General features: G+C 64.3%; 24 protein-coding genes. 9 read left to right on the top strand and 15 right to left on the bottom strand.

The window, feature by feature from the left end; translation table 11 throughout:
- The first annotated feature begins 246 nt into the window (after positions 1–246).
- The 7 genes from pyrC to B9Z47_RS02860 all read left to right on the top strand — a co-directional run bounded on the left by pyrC (position 247) and on the right by B9Z47_RS02860 (position 7,045).
- The gene (pyrC, locus tag B9Z47_RS02830) at positions 247–1,284 is read left to right on the top strand and encodes a dihydroorotase (protein WP_108329705.1); all 1,038 of its coding nucleotides are present in this window, start codon (positions 247–249) and stop codon (positions 1,282–1,284) included.
- Positions 1,263–2,150: a DUF3025 domain-containing protein gene (locus B9Z47_RS02835; protein WP_369911644.1), complete on the top strand. Its 888-nt coding sequence runs from the start codon at positions 1,263–1,265 to the stop codon at positions 2,148–2,150. Before pyrC ends, B9Z47_RS02835 begins: the two co-directional genes overlap by 22 nt.
- 69 nt (positions 2,151–2,219) lie before the next feature.
- Entirely contained in the window at positions 2,220–3,095 is an 876-nt protein-coding gene (gene htpX, locus B9Z47_RS02840; RefSeq protein ID WP_108330051.1) for a protease HtpX, read from the top strand.
- A gap of 291 nt (positions 3,096–3,386) precedes the next feature.
- On the top strand, positions 3,387–4,334 hold the full coding sequence (locus tag B9Z47_RS02845) for a DMT family transporter (RefSeq protein WP_108329706.1): 948 nt from the start codon (positions 3,387–3,389) through the stop codon (positions 4,332–4,334).
- A 36-nt stretch (positions 4,335–4,370) separates the two neighbouring features.
- Positions 4,371–5,060, top strand: coding sequence for an ABC transporter ATP-binding protein (locus B9Z47_RS02850; protein WP_108329707.1), 690 nt, complete (start codon positions 4,371–4,373; stop codon positions 5,058–5,060).
- Positions 5,057–6,361: an ABC transporter permease gene (locus B9Z47_RS02855; protein WP_108329708.1), complete on the top strand. Its 1,305-nt coding sequence runs from the start codon at positions 5,057–5,059 to the stop codon at positions 6,359–6,361. The genes B9Z47_RS02850 and B9Z47_RS02855 overlap by 4 nt, the downstream gene beginning before the upstream one ends.
- A 60-nt stretch (positions 6,362–6,421) precedes the next feature.
- The gene (locus B9Z47_RS02860; protein WP_233253620.1) at positions 6,422–7,045 is read left to right on the top strand and encodes a DUF3299 domain-containing protein; all 624 of its coding nucleotides are present in this window, start codon (positions 6,422–6,424) and stop codon (positions 7,043–7,045) included.
- Positions 7,046–7,082: 37 nt separating this feature from the next.
- On the opposite strand, the gene B9Z47_RS02865 is transcribed toward B9Z47_RS02860, so the two are convergent.
- From B9Z47_RS02865 to gspG, 13 genes are all read right to left on the bottom strand, one after another.
- Complete coding sequence (locus B9Z47_RS02865) at positions 7,083–7,982, bottom strand: 5'-nucleotidase (protein ID WP_108329709.1); 900 nt, start codon at positions 7,980–7,982, stop codon at positions 7,083–7,085.
- Positions 7,983–8,036: 54 nt separating this feature from the next.
- Complete coding sequence (gene gspF, locus B9Z47_RS02870) at positions 8,037–9,275, bottom strand: type II secretion system inner membrane protein GspF (protein WP_108329710.1); 1,239 nt, start codon at positions 9,273–9,275, stop codon at positions 8,037–8,039.
- 9 nt (positions 9,276–9,284) lie between these two features.
- Entirely contained in the window at positions 9,285–10,268 is a 984-nt protein-coding gene (locus B9Z47_RS02875) for a MipA/OmpV family protein (protein ID WP_108329711.1), read from the bottom strand.
- Positions 10,269–10,276: 8 nt separating this feature from the next.
- Complete coding sequence (locus tag B9Z47_RS02880; protein ID WP_108330053.1) at positions 10,277–11,683, bottom strand: GspE/PulE family protein; 1,407 nt, start codon at positions 11,681–11,683, stop codon at positions 10,277–10,279.
- A 17-nt stretch (positions 11,684–11,700) separates the two neighbouring features.
- Positions 11,701–13,848, bottom strand: coding sequence for a type II secretion system secretin GspD (gene gspD / locus B9Z47_RS02885; protein WP_108330054.1), 2,148 nt, complete (start codon positions 13,846–13,848; stop codon positions 11,701–11,703).
- 74 nt (positions 13,849–13,922) lie between these two features.
- Positions 13,923–14,771 carry a type II secretion system protein N gene (gspN, locus tag B9Z47_RS02890; RefSeq protein WP_108329712.1) on the bottom strand — a complete coding sequence of 283 codons (849 nt, stop codon included), beginning with the start codon at positions 14,769–14,771 and terminating at the stop codon, positions 13,923–13,925.
- A complete protein-coding gene (gene gspM, locus B9Z47_RS02895) occupies positions 14,768–15,358 on the bottom strand; it encodes a type II secretion system protein GspM (protein ID WP_158271609.1) in 591 nt (196 codons plus the stop codon). Before gspM ends, gspN begins: the two co-directional genes overlap by 4 nt.
- Complete coding sequence (gspL, locus tag B9Z47_RS02900; protein ID WP_108329714.1) at positions 15,355–16,617, bottom strand: type II secretion system protein GspL; 1,263 nt, start codon at positions 16,615–16,617, stop codon at positions 15,355–15,357. The genes gspM and gspL overlap by 4 nt, the downstream gene beginning before the upstream one ends.
- A 7-nt stretch (positions 16,618–16,624) precedes the next feature.
- Positions 16,625–17,671 carry a type II secretion system minor pseudopilin GspK gene (gene gspK / locus B9Z47_RS02905; RefSeq protein WP_108329715.1) on the bottom strand — a complete coding sequence of 349 codons (1,047 nt, stop codon included), beginning with the start codon at positions 17,669–17,671 and terminating at the stop codon, positions 16,625–16,627.
- Positions 17,668–18,444, bottom strand: a complete 777-nt coding sequence (locus B9Z47_RS02910; protein WP_108329716.1) for a type II secretion system protein J — start codon at positions 18,442–18,444, stop codon at positions 17,668–17,670. The genes gspK and B9Z47_RS02910 overlap by 4 nt, the downstream gene beginning before the upstream one ends.
- Positions 18,444–18,878 carry a type II secretion system minor pseudopilin GspI gene (gspI, locus tag B9Z47_RS02915; protein WP_233253621.1) on the bottom strand — a complete coding sequence of 145 codons (435 nt, stop codon included), beginning with the start codon at positions 18,876–18,878 and terminating at the stop codon, positions 18,444–18,446. Before gspI ends, B9Z47_RS02910 begins: the two co-directional genes overlap by 1 nt.
- A complete protein-coding gene (locus B9Z47_RS02920) occupies positions 18,875–19,372 on the bottom strand; it encodes a prepilin-type N-terminal cleavage/methylation domain-containing protein (RefSeq protein ID WP_108329717.1) in 498 nt (165 codons plus the stop codon). The genes gspI and B9Z47_RS02920 overlap by 4 nt, the downstream gene beginning before the upstream one ends.
- Entirely contained in the window at positions 19,347–19,784 is a 438-nt protein-coding gene (gene gspG / locus B9Z47_RS02925; protein ID WP_108330056.1) for a type II secretion system major pseudopilin GspG, read from the bottom strand. The genes B9Z47_RS02920 and gspG overlap by 26 nt, the downstream gene beginning before the upstream one ends.
- Positions 19,785–19,805: 21 nt before the next feature.
- Here gspG and B9Z47_RS02930 point away from each other — a divergent pair, with 21 nt between their 5' ends.
- Positions 19,806–20,255, top strand: coding sequence for a general secretion pathway protein C (locus tag B9Z47_RS02930; RefSeq protein ID WP_146185747.1), 450 nt, complete (start codon positions 19,806–19,808; stop codon positions 20,253–20,255).
- 157 nt (positions 20,256–20,412) lie between these two features.
- Here B9Z47_RS02930 and ilvA read toward each other — a convergent pair whose 3' ends face one another.
- Positions 20,413–21,960, bottom strand: a complete 1,548-nt coding sequence (gene ilvA / locus B9Z47_RS02935; RefSeq protein WP_108329719.1) for a threonine ammonia-lyase, biosynthetic — start codon at positions 21,958–21,960, stop codon at positions 20,413–20,415.
- A 578-nt stretch (positions 21,961–22,538) separates the two neighbouring features.
- Here ilvA and B9Z47_RS02940 point away from each other — a divergent pair.
- A complete protein-coding gene (locus B9Z47_RS02940; protein WP_108329720.1) occupies positions 22,539–22,991 on the top strand; it encodes an OsmC family protein in 453 nt (150 codons plus the stop codon).
- A 158-nt stretch (positions 22,992–23,149) separates the two neighbouring features.
- Here B9Z47_RS02940 and coq7 read toward each other — a convergent pair whose 3' ends face one another.
- Positions 23,150–23,773 (bottom strand): 2-polyprenyl-3-methyl-6-methoxy-1,4-benzoquinone monooxygenase, encoded by a 624-nt coding sequence (gene coq7 / locus B9Z47_RS02945; RefSeq protein ID WP_108329721.1) that lies wholly within the window; start codon positions 23,771–23,773, stop codon positions 23,150–23,152.
- Positions 23,774–24,052: the final 279 nt, after the last annotated feature.

The following is a 24,052-nucleotide window of genomic DNA, read 5'->3' on the forward strand; positions in this document are numbered from 1 at the left end:
GGAGTGACGGGGCGTTGCTTCGCTCGCCCCGACGCTTTCACCCTCTCCAGTTCCTTAGGTCTTTTTCGGTGGGGTGGCCAGCCATCTTCTTCTGTCAGTGTCCCGCTGCCGCTCGCACCAAAGGCGGGGTCACGGGTTGGGGCGATTTGGCGAGCTTGCGAGTATGAGCCCCAGCCCGTGACCCCACCTCTAGTTCCAGCAACGGGAACCCAACGCACCTGTTCACAGGTTTGAGACAATACGTTCATGACCCAAGAAATCACCCTTACCCGCCCCGATGACTGGCACCTGCATGTGCGCGACGGTGCTGCACTGAATGTGGTGGTGCCGCACACCGCCGCCCAGTTCGGCCGCGCCATCATCATGCCCAACCTCAAGCCGCCGGTCACCACCGCCGAGCAGGCACTGGCTTACAAGAGCCGCATCCTGGCCGCCGTGCCCCAAGGCATGGCGTTCGAGCCTTTGATGACGCTGTACCTGACCGACAACCTGAACCCGGCCGAGATTGCCCGGGCCAAGGCCGCTGGCGTGGTGGCCTGCAAGCTCTATCCGGCCGGTGCCACCACCAACAGCGACGCGGGCGTGACCGACTTGCGCAAAATCTACCCCGTTCTCGAAGCCATGCAGCGCGAAGGCGTGCTGCTGCTGGTGCACGGCGAAGTCACCTCGCAAGACATCGACCTTTTCGACCGCGAAGCCGTCTTCATCGAGCAGCAACTGATCCCGCTGCGCCGCGACTTTCCGGGCCTGAAAATCGTGATGGAGCACATCACCACGAAAGAAGCCGCGCAGTACGTGGCACAAGGCGATGCGAACTTGGGCGCGACCATCACCGCGCACCACCTGCTGTACAACCGCAACGCCATCTTCACCGGCGGCATCCGCCCGCACTATTACTGCCTGCCCGTGCTCAAGCGCGAAACGCACCGGTTGGCGCTGGTGCAGGCGGCCACCAGTGGCAACGCCCGCTTCTTTTTGGGCACCGACAGCGCGCCGCACCCCGCGCACCTGAAAGAGCACGCCACCGGTTGCGCTGGCTGCTACACCGCGCACGCGGCCATCGAGATGTACGCCGAGGCCTTCGAGCAAGCGGGCGCTCTGGACCAGCTGGAAGGCTTTGCCAGCTTCAATGGGGCCGACTTTTACGGCCTGCCGCGCAACACAGGCCGCATCACGCTGCGCCGGGAAAGCTGGACGCCTGCCGAGAGCTTTGCCTTTGGCGAAGCCGAACTCAAGCCCCTGCGTTCGGGCGAAAGCCTGCCGTGGCGTTTGGTGACGGGCTGAGTCTGAGCGCGAGTCAGCCGGGCCGTCAGGTCGCCGCCTCGAAGGTCGTCTGCCGGGGCGTCCGCAGTCTTGGCGAGGTGCAGCCTGGCGTGCCGGACATCGATTGGTCGGCGCCGTGGTTGGCCGACTGGCGTGGCTTGGGTGAGCCTGTGGCACAAAAAATCGCAGAAGGCGGCCTGCAGCCCCAGTCATTGAACGAGGTGGGCCTGGCCCCCGTGCGTTTTGTGCCGCAAGCCGACTTGCCTGAAGGCCAAGCCTATGAAGACTTCATTTTTGCCACGGCTCAAGTGCCGACCCGCGAGGGTTTACACGACTTTTTCAACGCGCTGTGCTGGATGCACTTTCCGCAGGCCAAGAAGCGCCTGAACCAGTTGCAAGCCCGAGAAATTGCCCGGGCCGGGGTGGGGCAGGTGCGCGGTGCGGTGCGCGATGCCGCCACGGTGTTCGATGAAAACGCCTTGTTGATCCAGCCATCGGAGGCTTTGTGGGCCGCGCTGACCGAGCACCGCTGGATGGATGCCTTTGTCGGCCTGCGCAGTGAGTGGGCGCACACACGTCTGTGGACCTTTGGACATGCCGCCCTGGAAAAAGCCGTGCAGCCCTACAAGTCGATCACGGTGCATTTGTGGCGCGTGCCTGGCGATGTGCCGCATGATCAGATCGACACCTGGCTGGCCGAGGACCTGACGGCAGACAAGCTGTCAGGCAAGCCGTTCAGCCCCTTGCCCATTTTGGGCGTGCCCGGCTGGTGGTCGGCCAATGAAGAGCCATGTTTTTACCAGGACACGGGTGTTTTCAGGCCACGGCGGGCCAAAATGCCCACGGGAAAACCGTACGCCAATCCGGAAATCATCCCGTCCCCTTGATTTTGGGGCCTGAGCCCCTACCATTCGCATCGCGTGCCCGCGCCTTTCGGGCTGAAAGAGAAACACTTCATGAAACGTATTTTTCTGTTTGTACTGACCAACCTGGCCGTGGTGGTGGTGTTGGGCATCGTGGCCAATTTGCTGGGCGTTAACCGCTTTTTGACTGCCAACGGCCTGAACCTGGGGGCCTTGCTGGGCTTTGCGCTGATCATGGGTTTTGGTGGTGCCATCATTTCCCTGCTCATGAGCAAGTGGATCGCCAAGATGTCTTCGGGCGTGCGCGTGATCGAGCAGCCCGCCAACGCCGATGAGGCCTGGATTGTTGAGACCGTGCGCAAGTTCGCCGACAAGGCCGGCATTGGCATGCCCGAGGTGGGCATTTTCGAAGGCGACCCCAACGCCTTTGCCACCGGTGCTTTCCGCGACTCGGCTTTGGTGGCCGTGTCCACCGGTTTGCTGCAGAACATGACGCATGAAGAAGTCGAGGCCGTCATCGGTCACGAAGTGGCCCACATCGCCAACGGCGACATGGTGACCATGACCTTGATCCAGGGTGTCATGAATACTTTTGTGGTGTTCATTTCCCGCGTGGTCGGTTATGCGGTGGACAGTTTCCTGCGCCGCAACGACGAGGAAAGCTCGGGTCCCGGCATCGGCTACATGGTGACCACCATCGTGATGGACATTTTGCTGGGCTTTCTGGCAGCCATTATCGTGGCCTGGTTCAGCCGCCAGCGCGAGTTCCGCGCCGACGCGGGTGCGGCCAAGCTGATGGGCCGCAAGCAGCCCATGATCAACGCCCTGGCCCGTCTGGGCGGCGTGCACACGGCAGAGCTCCCCAAGAGCATGGCGGCCATGGGCATTGCCGGTGGCATTGGGCAACTGTTCAGCACCCATCCACCGATTGAAGAGCGCATTGCGGCGCTGCAAAACAGCGCGCAATGAACGCTCAGTGAACTCCCCGTGAGCGCTCAGTGAAGGCCCGGTCAGCGTCCAGTCCGCGCTCAGTGAAGGCTCCAAATGTTGGTGCCTTTTATTTGGGCTGCGGCGCACGTCGCGCCATGGCGCAACCGCATGGCGCCATGCCGTTGTGCCGTGCAAGTCCGTGTCCGCCAAGCGAGTTGCGCAAGGGGGCGGGGTTTGTGACCTGCGGCACCCCGTAACCCAGGCGACCGGCATACCCAGCTTTTCCCCCTAAGATGAAAGGGTGATTCAAATTTTGCCCAGCGCAGCCGCATGAAGCCGCGCAAACCTTTTACCCCGCTACGTCGGTGGTCGCTTGCGCACCGCAAAGGCATGCGCACCTTTGACGCCTGGCCCGCGACCGTGCGCGGCATGGTCTGGATGGTCTTGGGTGGCGTGATGTTTTCCTTGCTCAACACCATTGCCCGCGAGCTGACCCTGCACCTGGACGTCTACCAGTCCCAGTTTTTGCGTTACCTGTTTGGCTTGCTGGTCATCCTGCCCTGGATTTACCGCGATGGCTGGCGCGCCTACATGCCGGTCAACATGGTGGGCCAGTTCTGGCGCGGCGGGGTGCACACGCTGGGCCTGATTCTGTGGTTCACCGCCTTGCCCAAAATTCCGCTGGCCGACATGACGGCCATCGGTTTCACTGGCCCGATTTTCATCATGATCGGTGCGGCCTGGTTTCTGGGCGAACCCATGCGCAAAGACCGCTGGATCGCCGCCATCATCGGCTTTGCCGGTGTCTTGGTGGTGGTCTTGCCCAAGATGTCGGGCGAGGGCGGTTGGTACAACCTGGTCATGCTGGCCTCGTCGCCGGTCTTTGCCGCGTCCTTTTTGATCACCAAAGCCCTGACGCGCTACGAAAAACCCGGTGTGATCGTGCTGTGGCAGGCCCTCACCGTGACGGTGCTCAGCCTGCCCATGGCCTTGCCGCATTGGCAAACGCCGACCCCCATGCAGTGGCTGGGCTTTGCGGCCACCGGCCTGTTGGGCACCTTGGCCCACTATTGCCTGACGCGCGCCTTTGCCATGGCCGACATTTCGGCCACCCAGTCGCTGAGATTCCTGGACTTGGTCTGGGCGTCGTTGTTGGGCTGGCTGGTGTTTGGCGATGTGCCCAGTCAATCCACCTGGCTGGGGGCTTTTGTCATTTTGTGGGCCACGGTGTGGATTGCCCATCGCGAAAGCAGGAGAAAGATCACGGTGTCCGATTGACGGGGTATATTGCCGCGTCAACACAGGGAGAGCTTCGTGATCGACATCGAGCCATTGCGCTTTGCATGGACCCGGGGAGGCGCTGACACATTGGCCTTGGGCCGCTTGCATTTGGCCGCCGGCCAAACCGTTTTTTTACATGGCCCCAGCGGCTGCGGTAAGAGCACTTTGCTGGGGCTGCTGGCGGGTGTGCTGTCACCGCAACAGGGCCGTGTGTCCTTGCTGGGGCAAGACTGGGCGGCTTTGAAGCCCGGTCAGCGCGACCGCTTTCGCGCCGACCATGTGGGCGTGATTTTTCAGCAGTTCAATTTGTTGCCCTACCTGAGTGTGCTGGACAACGTGACCCTGCCTTGCCGCTTTTCGGCCTTGCGGCATGGGCGTTGCCAGAACGCGGGCGGGACCGAGGCTTCGGCGCAGAAGTGGTTGCAACGCATGGGTTTGTCTGCCGAGTTGTGGACGCGCCGTGCCGACGCCTTGTCGGTGGGGCAGCAGCAGCGCGTGGCCGCAGCCCGGGCCTTGATGGGGCAGCCCGAATTGATCCTGGCCGATGAACCCACCTCGGCGCTCGACGCGGCCTTGCGCCACGACTTCATGGATGTGTTGTTGCAGGCCGCACGCGACGCGGGCAGCACCTTGGTGTGCGTGAGCCATGACGAACAGCAGGCCGCGCGTTTTGATGTGCAATGGTCTTTGCCCGCCATGCAACAAGTGGGGGCACACGCATGAACAGCCTTTTGAGCATGGCCCGTCGCAGCGCCTGGAACCGGCGCAGCACCCTGGTCTGGGTGGTGGTGTCGCTGTCGCTGGCCACCGCCTTGCTGTGGACGCTGGAGCGTTTGCGCCACGACCTCCGCACCAGTTTTTCGCAATCGGTCAGCGGGGTTGACCTGATCGTCGGCGCGCGCAGCAGCCCGGTGCAGCTGATGCTGTTTTCGGTGTTTCACATCGGCAGCGTGCCGCAAAGCATGTCCATGGACAGCGTGCGCGCCTTGTCGCAGCACCGCTCAGTGTCTTGGGTCGTGCCTTTGAGCTTGGGCGATTCGCACCGCGCTTTTCCGGTGCTGGGCACCACGCCCGCGTACTTTCAGCACTTTGCCTATGGCGACAAACAGCCGCTGGCGTGGCAGCTGGGTGGGGCGTTTGCGGGCACCCTCGACGGCTTGTACGAAGCCGTGATCGGGGCCGAGGTGGCGCGCAAGATGGGCTATGGCCTGGGTCAAAACATCACGCTGGGCCATGGCCTGCACGAACATGACCACGACCCAGATCACCAAGATGGGCCAGCGGTGGACGAGCATGCCGACAAACCGTTCAAGGTGGTGGGCATTTTGGCCCCGACCGGCACCCCGGTGGACCGCACGGTGCATGTGAGCTTGCAAGCGCTGCAAGCCCTGCACCTTGACTGGGTGGCGGGCACGCCCATGCCGGGCGGGAAAATCCCGGCCGAGCAGGCCCGCAAATTCAATCTGGAGCCCGATGCCGTCACGGCCGCCCTGGTGGGCCTGAAAAGCCGGGCTGCGGTGTTCAATGTGCAGCGTTTCGTGAACCAGTACGAGGCCGAAGCCTTGATGGGCGTGATGCCCGGTGTGGCGTTGGGCGAGTTGTGGTCGGTGCTGGGCATGGGGGAGAACGCCTTGCTCGCGGTGTCGGCGCTGGTGGCGCTGGTGAGTGTGGTCTCGCTCATGGCGGTGGTGCTGGCGGGCCTGAACGAGCGCCGCCGCGAACTGGCCGTGCTGCGTGCCGTGGGGGCCGCGCCGCGCCATGTGCTGGGCTTGCTCACCCTGGAAGGCCTGTGGGTCACGGGGGCCGGGGTTTTGCTGGGGGTGCTGCTGGCGCAAGCGGGCATGGGGCTGGCTGCGGCTTGGCTGCAAAGTGCGCTCGGCATCCGCTTGCAGATCGGCGGTGTGCTGCCTTCGCAGTTGGCCTTGATGTTGGCGGTGTTGCTGGCGGGCCTGTTGGCCAGCCTGGGGCCGGCCTGGCGGGCTTATCGCCTGTCTTTGGCCGATGGTTTGTCGCCGCGCGTGTGAGCTGCCTGGGGGTGGCTTGAAAATGGGGGTTGAATGACAACAGGGAACGGGAGAGAAAGCATGAACAAAATGCGGACATGTTGGACGGTGGGCGTGCTGCTGGGTGGCTTGTGGGCGGTGTGCGCCTCAGCGCAAAGTGCGCGCGAGACGGCGCGCGAACTGGTGCCGCAGGTGCAGCCCGCTTTGGCGGCCGAAGCCGCGCCAGCCGGGGCCGGCGCGCCGGGGCCGGCGCGCACCATCGGCTGGGAGCAGTTGATACCCACGGGCTGGGACCCTTACAAAGACCTCAAGGCCTTGAACCTGGACAAGCTCAAGGACAACGACCCCAAGGCCGAAGAGGCGCTGAAAAAAATGCGCCAGATGTGGGATAACGCGCCCGTTAACCCCGCCATGCTGGGGCAAAGCGTGCGGCTGCCCGGGTATCTGGTGCCGCTGGAAGACTTGCCGGAGGGCATCAAGGAGTTTTTGTTGGTGCCGTACTTTGGTGCCTGCGTGCACTCGCCGCCGCCGCCGGCCAACCAGATCGTGCATGTTCTGCTGGACAAGCCCGTCAAGCGTTTTCGTTCAATGGACACGGTCTGGATCACGGGGGCCTTGAGTGCGACCAAGACCGATTCGCACATGGGCGTGGCCGGTTACCGCATGGACGCCAGGTTGGTGACGCCTTATTCGGAGAAAAAGTAAGCGCAGACTGAGGGCGTGGCCCCAGCTCGCCGAGGTTTCAGTCGGTGTTGCTCACCCCCGACGCCACATGCCCCGAGGGCACATGGCGCGCCGCCGATTCGATGTGGCCGGTCTGGTCGTCAAAGAAGAAATCAGGCTCGAACTCGCGCAGGAACTCGCCTTTGGGCAGGCCGCCCAGGAACATGGCTTCGTCCACCTCGATGTTCCAGTCCATCAGGGTGCGAATGGCGCGCTCGTGCGCCGGGGCGCTGCGGGCGGTGACCAGCGCGGTGCGGATGCGCATGGCCGGGGTGCCCGCCTGCTGCAACTGGTGCAGCGCTTGCAGCACTGGCTTGAAAGGTCCGGCCAGCAGGGGTTGCGCCGCCTTGTCGCTTTCGTGCTTTTGAAACGCCGACAGGCCCTCGGCCTGAAACACGCGCTCGGCCTCGTCTGAAAACAGCACCGCGTCGCCGTCAAAGGCAATGCGCACCTCGTGGGGGTGCGCCTCAGAGGCCAGCGCCGAATGCGGGTAGACCTGCGCCGCAGGCACACCGGCATCGAGCGCGGCACGCACGTCCGACAAATGGGTGGACAAAAACAGGTTGGCGTTGAGCGGCCGCAGATAGCGCCACGGCGGCTGCCCGCGTGTGAAGCTGCCGCGCTGGATGGGCAGACCGTAATGCTGAGCCGAGCGGAACACCCGCATGCCCGAGACCGGGTCGTTGCGCGAGAGGATCACCACCTCGACACGCTGGGTGTCGGCGTCGTTGAAGGCCAGCAGCTTGCGCACCAGCGAAAACGCCACGCCCGGTTTGGCGGGCGCTTCCAGGCGGCTCAGCTGCAGCTTCATGTAGGCGCGGTCGTCACCTTGCTCGAACACCTGGTTTTCTTCTTCGAAGTCGAACAGCGCGCGCGACGAGATCGCCACCACCAACTGTCCTTCAAGCGATGCGGGCATGCCGGGCTCCTTCGTTCAATGTTCGGACCCAGACGGGTCGGTGTCGATGCCGGCTCATTTGACCCACTGGTTCAACTGCATGATGGGCATCAGCACCGCCAGCACGATCAGCATGACCATGCCGCCCATGGCCACGATCAGCAAGGGCTCCAGCACGGTGGCCAGCGCCATGGCGCGGCGCTGCACTTCGCTGGACAGCTGCTGTGCCGCCCGCTGCAGCATGACCGGCAGCTGGCCGGTCTGTTCGCCCAGGCGGGCAAACATGGCCAGCAGGCCCGGAAAGCGTGCGTTTTGCGCCAGCGCGGTGCCCAGCGGCGCGCCCTCGCGCACGCGCACCAGGGCTTCCAGTGCGTCGGCCCGCAAAGCCTGGTTGGACAAGGTGTCGGCCGCGGCTTGCAGCGCCTTGAGGATGGGCACGCCAGCGGCCGTGAGCATGGCCAGCGTGGACGCGAAGCGGGCGCTGTTGTAGCCCCGGGCCAGGCGGCCGATCAGGGGCAGGCGCAGCCAGGCGGCGTCAAAACGCAGGCGCAGGGCGGCCTGGCGCATGGCCAGGCGGAAGGCCACGACGACCCCGATCAGCAACAACAGCATCAGCCAGCCCCAGCTGCGCACGAAGTCGCTGATGGCCAGCATGGCGACCGTCAGGCCCGGCAAGGACCGCTTGGTGCCCGCAAAGACCCCGGCCACCTGGGGCACCACCGAGGTGACCAGAAAAATCACAATGGCCAACGCCACCAGACTCACGATGGCCGGGTACAGCGAAGCCGACAGCAGCTTGGAGCGCAGCAGTTGCTGGTCTTCCAGGTCATTGGCCAGCTGGTTCAGCACATCCGACAGGTGACCGCTTTGCTCGCCAGCGGCGATCACGGCCCGGTCGATGGCGGGAAACTCGCGCGGAAATTCCGCCAAGGCCCGGCCCAGGGTGCTGCCCGAATTGACCTCGGCGCGAATGGCGGCCATCAGGTGGCGCTGCCGGTCGTCTTCGGCCTCTTCGGTCAGGGCGGCCAGAGCACGTTCGATGGGCAAGCCGCTGCCCACCAGGCCTGCCAGTTGCCGCGTCCACACCGCGCGTTGGCTTGTGCTGAAAGCGCGGCCGCCGCCAATGGGGCGCTGCCACCAGGGTTGGGCGCTGGCGGCTTCGCTGGCCGAACCTGTCGCGATGGCTTCCACCACCAGCGGCACCAGCGATTGCGCGCGCAGCTGGCTGCGGGCAGTCTTTTGGCTGTCGGCTTCCACGGTGCCCTTGCGCAGGGCACCATCGGTTTGCAGGGCTTCAAAACGGTAGGCGGGCATGGGTGGGACTCAGCGGCTGAAGTAAAGAACGCCGATTTGGCCGCTCCAGCTCAGGGTGCTGGGGCTGACTTGTTGGACCTGGCCCAGGTGGCGAGAGGTGCCCAGGGTGCCAAACCAGGCCCACTGGGGCGTGATGGCGTAGCGGTAACTGAGTCCCAGGCCCACCGAGCCGAGGCCGGCGTGCCAGCCATTTTCGGGTGGCGGCAGCAACCGCAGTTGGGTGGCCCAATGGTCGGCCGTGGCCCAGTTCACGCCGCCACTGAGGTTGAGTGCGCTGCGCTCGCTCAGCGGCAGGCCATACGATGCCCCCACCGACAAGGTGGTGCCGTCGCCCCGGCCCATCAGGTCCTGGGTGATGTCCGTGCCCATGAACCAGCGCTGGTTCAGCCGGTAATTCACGCCGATGCGGCCGCGCAAGGTGTTTTTGCCGGAAGAAAAACCGTCAAAGCTGCTGTTGTCCTGCAGGTTTTGCACACGCAAGGACAGGTCCGCCTTGAGCCGTTGGTCATCGCGCCATTGGTAGGCCAGATTGGCTTCCTGACGGTAGCCGCTGAATTGCAGCCATTCGTCGCCCGTGGCATGGCCAAAACGCCAGCGGCCGTAGCGCAAACCCAACACCGGACGCAGTGCCAGGGTGGTTCGGGCGTCGGCCAGATCCCGCGTTTTGAGTTTCATCCCCACCGTGTAGCGCCATGTGTGGGCGGTGTCTGGTGCCTGCGGCGCAGCGGTCGGATCGGGCAAGGCGCTCTCGGTGGCAGGCTCAGCTGTGTTGGTTATGTTTGTGGTGCCGGTCGTGTCTTGTGCCTGCGACATCCCCGTGCCCATCGCGCAAATTGACAACACCAGCACCCGCCCAAGCCAGCCTAAGCCGAGGGGTGAGGCGCGGCGAAGGGGCCATGCGGCGGCGCGCCATGGCCCGGCGAAGCGCCATGGCCTGGCGGCGTGCCAGGTCTGCATCAAATGCGGGGCAGGGGTGGGGGCGCTAGGGGTCATGGGGCGTTTCAGTCGCGCGTCACGCGCAGCAGCTCTTCGGCGCTGGTGATGCCCGCATTGACCAGCCGCTGGCCGTCGTCGCGCATCAGCACCATGCCTTGGGCCAGGGCGGTGGCGCGCAGCTCGGCTTCGGCGGCGCGGTTGTGGATCTGGGCGCGGATCTCGTCACTGGCCACCAGCAGCTCAAACACCCCGGTGCGCCCGGCATAGCCGGTGTGGCCGCAGGCCTCGCAGCCTGCGCCGTGGCAGGCGGTGCAGCGCTTGCGCACCAGGCGCTGGGCCAGCACGCCCAAGAGTGACGAGCTGAGCAAGAACGGCTCCACGCCCATGTCGATCAGGCGGTTGACGGCGCTGGCTGCGTCGTTGGTGTGCAGCGTGGCCAGCACCAGGTGGCCGGTCAGCGAGGCCTGGATGGCGATCTGCGCGGTTTCAAAATCGCGGATCTCACCGATCATGATCACGTCCGGGTCTTGCCGCAAGATGGCGCGCAGGGCCTTGGCAAACGTCAGGTCGATTTTGGCGTTGACCTGGGTCTGGCCCACGCCCGGCAGCTCGTATTCGATGGGGTCTTCCACCGTCATGATGTTGTTGCGCGTGGCGTCCAGCCGCTGCAAGGCGGCATACAGGCTGGTGGTTTTGCCCGAGCCGGTGGGACCGGTGACCAGCAAGATGCCGTGCGGCTGGCCGATCAGGTGGTCCACCTGCTGCAACACATGGCCTTGCATGCCCACGGCTTCGAGCGTGAGGCGCGCTTCGCTTTTGTCCAGCAAGCGCAGCACGGCGCGCTCGCCATGGGCGCTGGGCAGGGTGGACACGCGCACATCGACCGCACGGCTGCCCAGGCGCAGGCTGATGCGGCCGTCTTGCGGCAGTCGTTTTTCGGCAATGTCGAGTTCGGCCATGATTTTCAGGCGCGAAATCAATGCGGCATGCAGCGCCCGGTTCGGTTGTACAACTTCGCGCAGGGTGCCGTCGATGCGGAAACGCACACTCGAATGGCGTTCATACGGCTCGATGTGGATGTCGCTGGCCCCGTCGCGTGCGGCCTGGGTGAGCAGGGCGTTGAGCATGCGGATGATGGGCGCGTCGTCGCTGGCTTCCAGCAGGTCTTCGACCGCAGGCAGGTCCTGCATCATGCGCGAGAGGTCGGCTTCGGACTCGACTTCGCTGACCACGGCAGCGGCCGTGGAGGCGCTGTTGGCTTGCCCGCCCGAATAAGCCTGGTGGATGCGTTGCGCCAAGTCGGCGGGGGCGCTGTGCTGCATCTGCAAGCCTTGCGCCGCGTATTTGCGCGTGACTTCGGACAGAGCCGAGCGGTCGCTGTCTTCGCACAGGCTCAGGTTCAGGCGGTGGCCATCGTCTTCCAGCAGCAAGCGGTGGGTCCGTGCAAAAACATAGGGCAAGGGGTAACGCATGGGGAGCCTGTCGGGGTTCAGGGCTGGCGAGCGGGGGCTGCGGCAGGTGTTGTGGCCGTGCCAGTGGGGCTGGTGGGGCTGGTACCCGGTTTGCCTGCGCTGCTCCATGAAGGCAAGACCGCCGAGCCGGTGACGGGCAAGGGGCCTGTGGCTGGTGGCTGGAAGCCTTGCTGGTTCAGTCGCATTTGTTCATAACGGCCAAGCGACAAGGCTTCGGTGGCCGCGCCATCGCGCACCACCACCGGGCGCAGGAACACCATCAAGTTGGTTTTCTTGCGGTTGCGGACCTCGGCCTTGAACAGGTTGCCAAAGAATGGGATGTCGCCCAGGCCGGGCACTTTTTCCTGGCTGTTGTTGGTGTCGTCTTGCAGCAGGCCGCCCAGCACCACGATGGAGCCGTCGTCGACCAGCACATGGGTTTCGATGGAGCGCTTGTTGGTGATCGGGCCAGCGGTGGACGCGCTTTTGGTGTCGATGCTGCTGACTTCCTGGAAAATTTGCATCTTCACCGTGCCGTTTTCGCTGATCTGGGGCTTGACCTTGAGCGTCAGGCCCACGTCTTTGCGCTCGATGGTCTGGAACGGGTTGACTGCGCCGGTGTTGCTGTTGTTGGCGGTGTACTGACCGGTGATGAAGGGCACGTTTTGGCCGATCACGATCTTGGCTTCTTCGTTGTCCAGCGTCAGCAAATTGGGCGTGGAAAGCACGTTGGCGTCGCCATTCGATTGCAGAAAACGGGCCAGCGCGCCCAGGGCCAGCGCCCCGTTGCGTTGCTGTCCCAAGGCCACGTTCAGACCGGTGGAGGCGGCGTAGCTGCCGGTGGCGGCGTTGGCCGCCAAGGCCAGCAGATTGGTGCCGCCCACTGCAAAGTTGGTGCCCAGCAGGCCCACGGTGCTGCCATTGGTGCCGGTACCGCTCATCCACTGAACGCCAAACTCGGCCGCTTTGTCGGCGCTGACTTCAGCGATCAGACTTTCCACAAACACCTGGGCGCGGCGCTGATCGAGCATGTCGATGACGCTGCGAAGCTGGCGGTATTGCGGCTCGGGCGCGGTGATGATCAGGGCGTTGGTGGCGGGATCGGCCTGGATCTGGCCGCCGGTGGCAGGCTGGGCCGATGCCGTGCTGGCCCCGGCTGTCCCGCCACTGCCTGCTGTGGGCGTGCTGAGGGTGCTGATGGGGGCACCCGCGCTGCTGCGCACGTCACCGGCGATGGCGGCGCGCAAGGTGGTGGCGAGTTTGGTGGCGTCCGCGTTCTTCAGGTACACCACATGGATGTTGCCGCTGGCCGCCCCCGCACCGGTTGCGCTGGGTTGGTCCAGTTGCTCCACCAGGCTGCGCACCAGGGCCACGCGAGCCGGGTTGGCCGCCCGAACGATCAGGGCGTTGGTGCGCACTTCGGACAGCACGGTGGTTTTGAATGAGGTGTCCGACTGGCCCTGTGCAGCCGGGGCCCCGGCTGCTGCGCCCGAATCGATCAGGCGTTGCACCATGGGGGCCAGGTCGCCTGCGATGCCGTGTTTCAGGCGAATGACCTCCACACCGGTGGCATTGGCCACGTCCAGCGCGGCCACGATGCGGCCCAGGCGCTGCAGGTTGTCGCTGTAGTCGGTGATCACCAAGGCGTTGGTGCCCGGATTGACGTTGATGGTGTTGTTGGGGCTGATCAGCGGGCGCAGCACCGGCACCAGGTTGTTGGCGTTTTCGTGGTTGAGCTTGAAGATTTGGGTGACGATTTGTCCGCTGCCCGCACCCTGACCACCGGCAGACACCGCGCTGCTTTGCAGTTTGGCTTCGGCCTCGGGCACCACCGTGTACAGCCCGGCAGATTCCACCATGGCAAAGCCTTGCGTGCGCAGTTGTGCGGCAAACAGGCGCAGTGCCTGGGCCGGGGGCACCGGCAGGTTGCTGGACAAGGACATGGTGCCCTTGACGCGGGGGTCGACCACCACGTTGTAGCCCGACAAGGTGGCCAAGGTCCGGGCTACCGCGTCGATTTCGGCGTTCACAAAGTTGAGTGTGACGGGCTCTTTGCGCAGGGTTTTCGAGGTGTTCGGGTGAGGCGCTGGGGCCGCGCCCGGGTTGGACTGTGCCTGTGCCAGGGGACTCAGTGCGGTCAGGCAGGCCAGCGCCAACGCACGCCAAGACCCGCAAAAGGGGGTCATGCAGAAAGTGGTTGGTGGGGCAATCGAAAGGGGGGCGTTCAGGGTGTGCATGGCGTCAAACGGTGGAGTCGGGTTCATCCCAGGGACAGCAGGCTGCGCGCGCCTTGACGGCGGCCCAGGATGTTCAGCAAATTGGCCAAAGCGGCTTCGTGACCTTCTTGCGCACTGGCTTCACCCGTGAAGCGCAGGCGTGCGCCCACCCATTGGCCTTGCCCCGACAGCATCAAGGGGCCTTGCTGTGTGCTCAGTTCCAGGCGGGGGGTGGGGGTGCCTTCGGGCGTGCCCGACAGTTGAATGCGGTAGCTGCCCACGGGTTTGAGAGGGCTCAGCCGCGATGACAGGTCCAGCACAGTCAGTTCGGCCAGGCCTTTCATTTGCAGGCGGCCTTGTGCCCAGTGCAGTTGCAGCGCTTCGCTGCGCCACTGCAATTGGCCTTCGGCTTGCAGCGTGTTCCAGGGCGCACCGAGGCCGCTGAGCAAGGCGGCGGGCCACTGCGAGCGGTGGTCGTCCGCTTGCACTTGCAAGGTGTTCCAGCCCAGTTGCACGTTCAGTTGGGTCGGCGCGTCCATGCAGCAGTCGGCTCGCCAGCTCAGCTGCAGGCCCGTCCAGTGGGGGGCCAGCGTCCAGTGCAGGCGACCCGGCAGGGCTTGTTGGTCACGGCTGCCGCTGCCGCCGCTGAGCACCATTTGGGCGGACCCGGCCCACACGGTGCCCCGGGGGTTGAGCCATTGCACGTGTCCCTGACTGGCTTGTGCCACGCCCCAGGCCAACCACCTTGCGGGAGCCCAGATGAGCAAGGCGATGCACAAGCCGAGCAAGGCCCCCGCGCAGGCGTGCCACCAGGTCGGACGTGGCGCGGCACCCCGCGCGTCCTGCTGTCGTCGTTGCGGCGCGTGGCGCAAGGCGTGTGGTGTGGTGTTCATGGCAGACGCAGCACCAAGCTGCCGCGCCACAACACGGTCTCGCCAGCGGTGGCCGGTGGTGCCACGCTCGCTGCGGTTGGGCCAGGTGTGGTCCGGTTTTTGGCGGATCCGTTGGCACCTTGTGGCGCTGACGCGGTGTTTTGTTGCAATTGGGCTTGCAGGGGCAAGGCCTGTGCGCTTTCGCGTGCCTGGCTGAGCCAGAGGGCCAGGGCGTCGGCGGGGGCGGCTTCCAGGCTCAGGGTGGCGCGTTCGCCTTGCAGGCTGATTTTGGCGTTCGGTCCCAATTCGGCCAGATTTTTCTCCAGCCACAGGGCCGCCTCGTTGCGGGGGACTGCACGGGGTTTTTGCAGGTCGATGGCCTGGGCCTGGAGTTGCCGCATGCTCTGGCTTTGGGCATCCAGGCGGGCCTGCCGTTCCGGGGCTTCTTGCCAGGTGCGCAGCGCCGGTGCCAGAGCCAGGCTCCACACGCTGGCCAGCAGCACCAGCACGGCACACCCACCGAGCAGCCGTTGCTCGCGCGGGCTGCGTTGTTTCCAGGCTTGTTGGAGCGGGGCCAGCGCTTGGCACCATGTCAATGGGGTGTTCATGGTTTGACCTCGGCGGCGGGCGGCAAGCGGATCAACCAGGCATCGCCTTCGGCGCGCCATTGGTAACCACTGGCCGTCAGGCTTTGTTGCAGAGTCTCTTGTGCGGTGGCGTCAGGGTTGAAATTTTGCAGCCGCAATTGGCCCGGTTGGTAGGTCCATTGGCGCGGGGCAGTCAGCCCGGGTGGCATGGCTTGGCCCAAGGCGGCCAGCATCGGTTCCAGGTCGCCCGCACCGAGTTGGCCCGAGGTCTGGCGCAGCCGTTCGACCTGTTGGGCCATTTGCAAGGGGGCATCGACCACGACCTGGGTTTGCGGAAAGGTTTCGCGCAGCATCAGGGCCCAGCTGTTTTGCTGGGTTTGCCAGTCGGCGCGGGTTTTCCAGGCCCAGGCGTTCAGCCCGATCAATTGGCTGGCCAGCAGGCACCACAAACCCCAGCGTACCGGACGCCAGGCGGGGCTGTGCCATAAGTGGCTGGCACCGCGTTGCCAGTTTTTGAATTGGCGCATGCGGGCGTTGGCGCGCAGTTCAAATTGCCCCAGATCCCAGTCGGTGGCGATGGCCGCCAGCCAGTGCCGTGCGGGGGGCATCAGCCGCGCAGCGGTCCCCATCCATTCGGTGGTCAGGGCCACCGCACCGGGTTCGGACTGGATGAGGGCGTTTTGGCGTTCCTGTGCAGACAGGCCCGTGGCCGCTTGTGCGTCCGTGGCGCGCAAGGCTTGCAGGGGCTGGCCCCAGACCCCGCGCTCGGGGTGGCATACCCACAGCCAGCCGGTGTCGGCATCGCCCAGTGCGGTCACTTGCAAGGGGCTGTCGTTGGCGGTGGGCGGCGACAGTTCGGGCACGATGCGGTGCACCGTCAGGCCCGCTTGCTCCAGGGCTTGCAGGTGGGCGGTCAGCCAGGCTCGGTCGCACACGGCCACCCAGGGGCGCGGTGTGTCTTTCCACCCAGGCTGAAGTGCCAGGTGCAATTGGCCGGGCTCGTCGAGCAGCCGGTCTTCCAGCAGACCTTGCAAGGCTGCCTGCAAGCGGGCCGGTTGTTTGTGCAGACCGGGGGGCAGGTCCACCCGGTGCCAGGACAGCGCGACGGCAGGCACCAGGGCCACGGTTTCGGTTTGTCGGTCGGCTGCGGGCAGCAAGCTGGCGGCAGCCCATTGCAGGGCCAAAGGACGGTCGGCGCCATCGGCCGGGACCAGCGCATGGGGGTAAGCCCCTGTGGGGCTGGGCAAGCCCGGTGGCAGTTGGATGATCAGGGTGCGCATGTGCGGATCATTGTAGAGGGGCAGTGTGACTGTGCTGGGGGCTTTTGACCCGCCACAACATGCGCACTTGGTTGCCTTCGCGCCGCACCAGGGCTGTTTCTTGCTGGACCACGTTGTCGATGCGCATGCGCCCCAGCACTTCAAAGTAGCGGCTTTGTACGCTGTGCTGTTTTTCATCGAGCAGGCGTCCGGCCGGGCCCAGCGCTTGCTGGGCGGCGTTCAGGCTGGCCCAGTGGCCGCGCTGGCGCTGCTCAATGGCTTGACGAGCCGAGGCCAGGCTCAGGCCCGGCACGCTGGCCGACAGCACTTCGGCCGATGCGGTGTTCAGGTTCACAGGCGTGGCCTCGGGCAGCACGGTGATGTGCGCCCGCAAGGCCGCCAGTGTGCGGGGGCTCAGACCGAGCCAGACCAGTTGGGTGGTTTGCTGGGGCATCAAGGGCAGGTCTGCGCTGGTTGGGCCTGAAGCGGTGGTCGCGTTGTCGGCTGCCGTGGCTTGCGTGGCGGTTTGGCGTACGGATTGCAGTTGCCGCGCCATGTTTTGCAGCTCGCCCAGGGGCAGGTTGAGTCGCTCAAACAAGGCCGCAAAGCGGGCCAGTGCGGCCGCTGACACCTGCCCATCTTCGATCAGGTTCATCACGTTCATGCGTGACTGTGCGTCGGTGATCTGGCCCGACAAGAAGACTTCGGCATCGCCCTCGCGCCATTGCTGGTCCTGGGACAAAAAGGTGGACAGTTTGGACTCTTGCACGGGCAAGGCCCAGGGCTCGCCCAAGTGGTCGGCACCCGCGCCTTGCGCAGAAATCGCGTCTTCGCGCAGGATCAGCCGCGTCCAGTCGAGCGCGCCCGTCATCATCCAGGCGGTCTGGCTGCGTCCGCGCTCGGCCATCTCGATCTCCACTTGCCGCCATTGCTGCCACAGCGCGGCACTGGCCAGTGTGGCGACCAGGGCCACGGTGAGCATGGCGGTGAGCAATGCGGCCCCCCGTTGTGGCCAGGCTGAGCGCTCGCGCAACGCGCGAAGCCCAAGGGGCCTGGTGTGGGCGACCGGCTTCATGAGGGTGTGCCAGACAAGGTGGGTCGGACCCAGTCCAGGCTCAGTGTGCCTGAGCCTGCGGGGCCGGGGGGCAGCGTCAGCATCAGGCGCACGCCATCGGGTGTGGTGCCGCTTTGCGTCTGGGAAGGGGCCTCGTTGCCGGGCGCGGGTGGGCCGCTGGTCACCGCGTCGCTGGACAAGGGGTGGGTCCAGCTGCCGCCCCGGTGCACAAACAATTGCCAGCCAGACAAGGGGTGAATCTGGATGTGTCCGGCGCGGGTGTTGTCATCGGGCGTCTGGCCCCATTGCTGTGCCAGAGCCCAGGCAGTTTGCCAGTCCTGCCGTTGCGTCAAGGGGGCCGATTGCCAGCGCTGCCAGTCGCCACCGCCAGGCCGTCCCGGATCGCTGCGCCAAGTCCAGGCGACCACGCGCACACTGGGCAAGGCCATGGTTTGCGGCGCAGTGGCCGGTGCCTCGGCGGTGCGGCGTGTCAGGCGCAGCACCCGGCCATCCCAGCCCCAGCTGGGTGTGCCGGGCAATTCGGCCAATTGGTCCAGGTCGGTCTGCCATTGCGCCAAGCCTGCTTGCAGGGTGCGGATTTCGTCGGATCGACTTTGCAGACTGCTTTGCGTGCGCAACATGCCATCGAGTCCGCGCCAGGCCATCAGGCTCATCAAGGCCATCACGCTGATGGCCACCAGCACCTCGATCAGGGTGAAGCCGCGTGGTGGTGGGGGGCCGCCGGTTGCCAGGCGTGCAGGCGATGGACCGGGGGTCACAATGAGGCGAGCCATCAGTTGCGCCCCATCACGGTGGACACTTGCAGCACGTACTCGCCTTGGTCCAGCACCCGCGCATCGACACGCCTGAAGTTGGGGTTGGGCGTGGGGCGCACCGACAACTCCACTTGCAGCAAACGCCCGGCCTGGGTGCATTCCACGGTGTTGTTGCCGGTGTCCGGCAACTGTCTGCGCAGGCGCAGGGCGATGAGTTCGTTGTCGGCGCAGATCTGACCCAGCATGCTCACGGTCTGGCGTTCGGCATTGCGGCTGAGCGAGCCGGTGGCCTGCAGCCCCGCCATGAGCGCGACCGCCGTGATGCCCAAGGCCACCAGCACTTCGATCAGGGTGAAGCCCGCTGCCTGTGCGTGGCGGCCGACCCTGGGCGAAAGCCATGGCCGCTGGCGCGTGTTCAGGCATGACCTGACGGTGTGTCTGCAATTTGTCATGGTGCCCGCTCCGCTGGTGCGCGCTGGTTTTGCACCCGAAAAGGCCGCAGGCCATCACTCACCACCCACAAGGTTTTGTCAGGCGACTGCAGGCTGGACAGGGCCACCGATTGGGGCTCGATCAGGGGCTCGGGCCCCAGCGTGATGGCCAAGCCGGGCGTGGCTCGCGTGGTCTCGGCCAGCCAGGCGCTGGGCAGGCCCGGCGGTGGCAGGCCATCAAAAACAAAGCTTTGCGCCCCAGCGTTTCCTGCGCTTTCGACGGGTCGCCAGACCACGGGCAGACCGTTGGCACGGGCTTGGGCGCGACCTGTTTCCAGCAGCGCGGCCAACCGTTCGGCATCACGTTCCAGGGCGCTGTCGGCGCTGTCCCTCAAAGAAAAGCCCACGCCAGCCGTGGCCACCGCGATCAGGGCCACCACCACCAGCAGCTCCAGCAAGGTGAAGCCCCGGGCTTGGCCGCTGCAACGTTTATTGCCAGCTGCCGATGTCCGCATTGTTGCCCTCACCGCCGGCTTGACCGTCAGCGCCAAAGGACAGCACGTCCACTTCGCCCTTGATGCCGGGGTTCATGTACTGATAAGGGCGTCCCCAAGGGTCGTTGGGCAATTTGTCCAAATACGGCTTCCAGTTGCCGGGCACGGGTTCGGTGGTGGGTTTGAGGATGAGGGCGTTCAGGCCTTGTGCACTGCTCGGAAAGCGCTGGTTGTCCAGTTTGTACAGCTTGAGCGCCTGCATCAGATTGCCCACATCCGTGCGGGCGGCGGTGATGCGGGCGTCGTCGGCACGACCGAGCACATTGGGCACGATGAGCGCGGCCAGCACGCCAATGATGGCCAGCACCACCATGAGTTCGATCAAGGTAAAGCCGCGTTGGCGGCGGGCTTGGGATAAGGCTTGGGTTTGCATGGCTTCGATCATAATCTGAGGATGTCCTTGAGTCCCTTGTCTTCGCAAATGTACAAAACCTGGTGGCCTGGCGCACTCACGGCAGCGGTGTGGGCCGGTGTTGCTGCCAGTGTTTTTTATTGGGGCGTTCAATTGACAGCGTCGCAGACACGCCCGGTACAAGCGGTGTCGGTGGCTGCCGCCGAGTCTCGGGGGCCCTCGACCTCCTTTGTGGCGCTTGCCTTGGGTCATGCGGCAGTGATTCGGGTTTCCCCAGTCAACAACCAGTTCAAATTGCTGGGCGTTTTGGCCTCGTCCTCCGGACAAGGCAGCGCACTGATTGCCGTGGATGGCCTCCCCCCTCGGCCCTACCGTGTGGGCCAAACGGTGCATGAAGGCTGGACACTTCTGTCCTTGACCCGCAGACAGGCGAAGTTGAAGTCGTCCGGTGCGCAATTGGTTCTGGATTTGCCCGAAACGGAACCTCGCTGATCGTTTTTGCCGGTTGATTCCGAGGTCATGACGGGTAAAAATATTTTTACCCGTTTTTTTACAGCGTGGGTGCCAGCCCAGAAAACAGGATGGCAGTCCTTTCTAAGGCCTGAATGTGCAAGCGCTGCGCGGATCCCATGCCCACGCAGCCGCCGGTTCAGCCACGCAAAAACAGGCGGTAAACCGGGTTGTCTGTTTCTTCCGCATAGGGGTATCCCAGCGCCTGCAAAAACTTGTCAAAGGCCTTGTCGTCTTTGGGCGGCACCTGCAGGCCCACCAGAATGCGGCCGTAGTCGGCACCCTGGTTGCGGTAATGGAACAGGCTGATGTTCCAGCCCGGGCGCATCAGGCTCAAGAATTTGAGCAAGGCACCGGGGCGCTCGGGGAACTCGAAGCGCAGCAGGCGTTCGTCCTGCGACAGCGCCGAGTGCCCGCCCACCATGTGGCGGATGTGCTCCTTGGCCAGTTCGTCGTGCGTCAGATCAATCGCCTTGAACTGGTGTTTGTTGAATTTGGCCGTGATCTTGCTGCTTTCGCCTTTGCCGTGGGTGCTCAGACCCAGGAACACATGGGCCTGATCCGAGTCGCTCATGCGGTAGTTGAACTCGGTCACATTGCGCGGCCCCCCGGGCAGGCTGCCGATCAGCTCCAGAAAGCGCTTGAAGCTGCCGCGCTCTTCCGGAATGGTCACGGCAAACAGGGCTTCCTTTTCCTCGCCCACATCGGCGCGTTCAGCCACAAAGCGCAGCCGGTCAAAGTTCATGTTGGCACCGCACAAAATGGCCGCAAAGGTCTGGCCCTTGCATTTGTGTGCCGCCACATACTGCTTGATGGCCGCCACAGCCAAGGCCCCCGCAGGTTCCACGATGGAGCGGGTGTCCACAAAAACGTCCTTGATGGCCGCGCACACCGCATCGGTGTCCACCGTCATGAATTCGTCCACCAGCTGGCGCGACACCCGGAAGGTCTCTTCGCCCACCAGTTTGACGGCCGTGCCATCCGAAAACAGGCCCACGTCGGGCAGCGTCACGCGCTTTTTGGCGTTGACCGACTGGATCATGGCGTCCGAGTCGTTCATCTGCACACCGATGACTTTGACGCCGGGGCGCACCGCCTTGATGTAATTGGCCACGCCGCTGATGAGGCCGCCGCCGCCAATGGCCACAAACACCGCATCCAGCGGCCCTTGGTGCTGGCGTAGCATTTCCATGGCGATCGTGCCTTGGCCTGCGATCACCTCCGGATCGTCGAACGGGTGGACAAAAGTCAGGCCCTGTTTTTTCTGCAGGCTCAGGGCGTGGTTGTAGGCGTCGGAATAGCTGTCGCCAAACAGTGCCACCTCACCGCCCAGACCTTTGACCGCATCGATCTTGACCTGTGGCGTGGTGGTGGGCATGACGATCACGGCGCGGGTGCCCAGGCGGCTGGCGCTCAGGGCCACGCCTTGCGCATGGTTGCCTGCCGAGGCGCAGATCACGCCTTTTTTCAGCTGCTCGGGCGTCAGGTGTGCCATCTTGTTGTAAGCCCCGCGCAGCTTGAAGCTGTGCACGGGTTGTTGGTCTTCGCGCTTGAGCAGCACCTGGTTGCCCAAGCGGCGCGACAGGTTCTGGGCCGTCTCCAGGGCGGATTCGGTGGCCACGTCATAGACCTTGGCGTTCAGGATCTTGATCAGGTAGTCGGCGGGTTTGAGGTGTGGGGTGGTCATGTCCGGCGCGACGCGTGCAAGCCGCATCGCCTAAAAAGGGTGACTTGGATGATAACGGGCAAAAAAAATGCCCCAAACCTTGCGGCTTGGGGCAAATCCACCTTTTCAGAGGGTGGAGGAGACAAACGGTGCGCACCAAAAAAGCACGCTTGTTCGCAATTGTAAAGGTGTTTTTGTTGCGTTGCAGCACGCGATGTGTTTCAAAATGAAAAAAACCGCAAAAGCCGTGCGAGACTTTTGGCCGCAGGTTCTGGCGTCACCCCGGTTGCCCCTGCAAATGCGGACGCTTTCAGGACACGCCCAAACCCCTCGCCCCACGTCCCACGCTCAACGCTCAACGCTCAACGCTCAACGCCCAACGCCCAACGCCCAACGCCCAACGCCCAACGCCCAACGCCCAACGCCCAACGCCCAACGCCCAACGCCCAACGCCCAACGCTCAACGCTCAACGCTCAACGCTCAACGCTCAACGGTTCGCGCCTGAAGCTTTGCCGCAAAGTGAGGAGCGCTTGGGTAACATCGACAGCATGTCAACGATTGATCAACAGGCATCTCTTTAATTGGAAGGACAACAGCCATGGAATGCAAAGTCACCTGGACAGGCGCGGCCGGTACCCGCTCCGGCATGGGTTTTTTGGCGGAAACCGGTTCGGGCCACATGGTCGCCATGGATGGCGCGCCCGATGCCGCTAAACCTGAAAACGGTGGCCAAAATCTGGCACCCCGCCCCATGGAAATGCTTTTGGCGGGCACAGGCGGCTGCACGGCCTATGACGTGGTGCTCATCCTCAAGCGAGGTCGCCATGACGTGCGTGGCTGCAGTGTCCAGCTCAGCAGCGAGCGCGCCGAGGTGGACCCCAAAGTCTTCACCAAGATCAACATGCACTTCACGGTCACCGGCAAAGGCGTGTCTGCCAGTGCGGTCGAACGGGCGATTGCCATGAGCCACGACAAATACTGCTCAGCGAGCATCATGTTGGGCAAATCTGCCGAGATCACCACCAGTTTTGAGTTGGTAGATGTGAACTGAATTCAAGACCTTCGGATGGAGGTTCTTGCCTGATCGGAATGGTCGCAAGAGCGCTGCCCGGATCTAGGCCTTGGGTGGCCGGGTGGCGTGCTGGCCGCAGCCCGAGCCGTGCCATTCAGTAACCTCGTCTCTGTCCGTGGCCAGTGCTGTACCGCATTTCAAATCCGGTGCGCCACGGTCGTCATCACCTTGGCGGCCCATGTCATCAAGGTTTTGACTGGGGCAGGTAATTCCACCGCACCGGCTTTTTGCGCCATTTGGGCGTGGGCCATTTCGTCGGCCTTCATTTGCGCCACGATCGCACGGGAAGCCGTGTCGGCTGCAGGCAGCAAGTCCATGTGGCTTTGAAGGTGCGCCTCGACCTGGCGTTCGGTCTCGACCACGAAACCCAAGCTGACTTGATCCCCACCCAGTTTGCCCGCCGCCAAACCGATGGCAAACGCACCGGCATACCAAACAGGATTGAGCAGCGACGGCCGGTCATTGAGTTCATGCAGCCGCTGCCGCGTCCAGGCCAGATGGTCAGTTTCTTCACGGCTGGCCGCAGCCAGTTGGGCGCGCAAAGCCGGGTCACGGCACGCCAAAGCCTGTCCGGTGTACAGCGCCTGCGCACAGACTTCACCCACATGGTTGATGCGCATCAGCGCTGCAGACTGGCGACGGCCCGCGTCGTCAAGCGCCAACTCCGCCACCGATGCGGCTGGGTTGGGGCGGCTGGCGCGAGGCTCGGCCCACAGCGTGCGCAAGGCGCTGTCGGCAGCCAATATCAGGGCATTCATCATGCAGGCAGTTTAATCAAGATGACGCGTCGGACACGGAGGAGGCTGGATTCACCCTTTTGTGGGGGGAATGTCCGGCGTGGCTGTTCAGCAGTGCAACTTATGAGGAAGTGGCAATTTAAAACACACCAAAAAGTGTTTGAATTCATGGGGAAAATGAGTCTTCACAAAGCGCAGGTGACGCGCTTCAAGGGTAAGTCCCGGGGTGTGTTGCATCGTTGCAACGAAAAGCCCTTTTCTTTCCCGAATGTCTTGGCGAAGTCTGGTGCGTCTGGTGGAATA

Source organism: Limnohabitans sp. 2KL-1, assembly GCF_003063435.1.
GTDB lineage: Bacteria > Pseudomonadota > Gammaproteobacteria > Burkholderiales > Burkholderiaceae_C > Limnohabitans_A.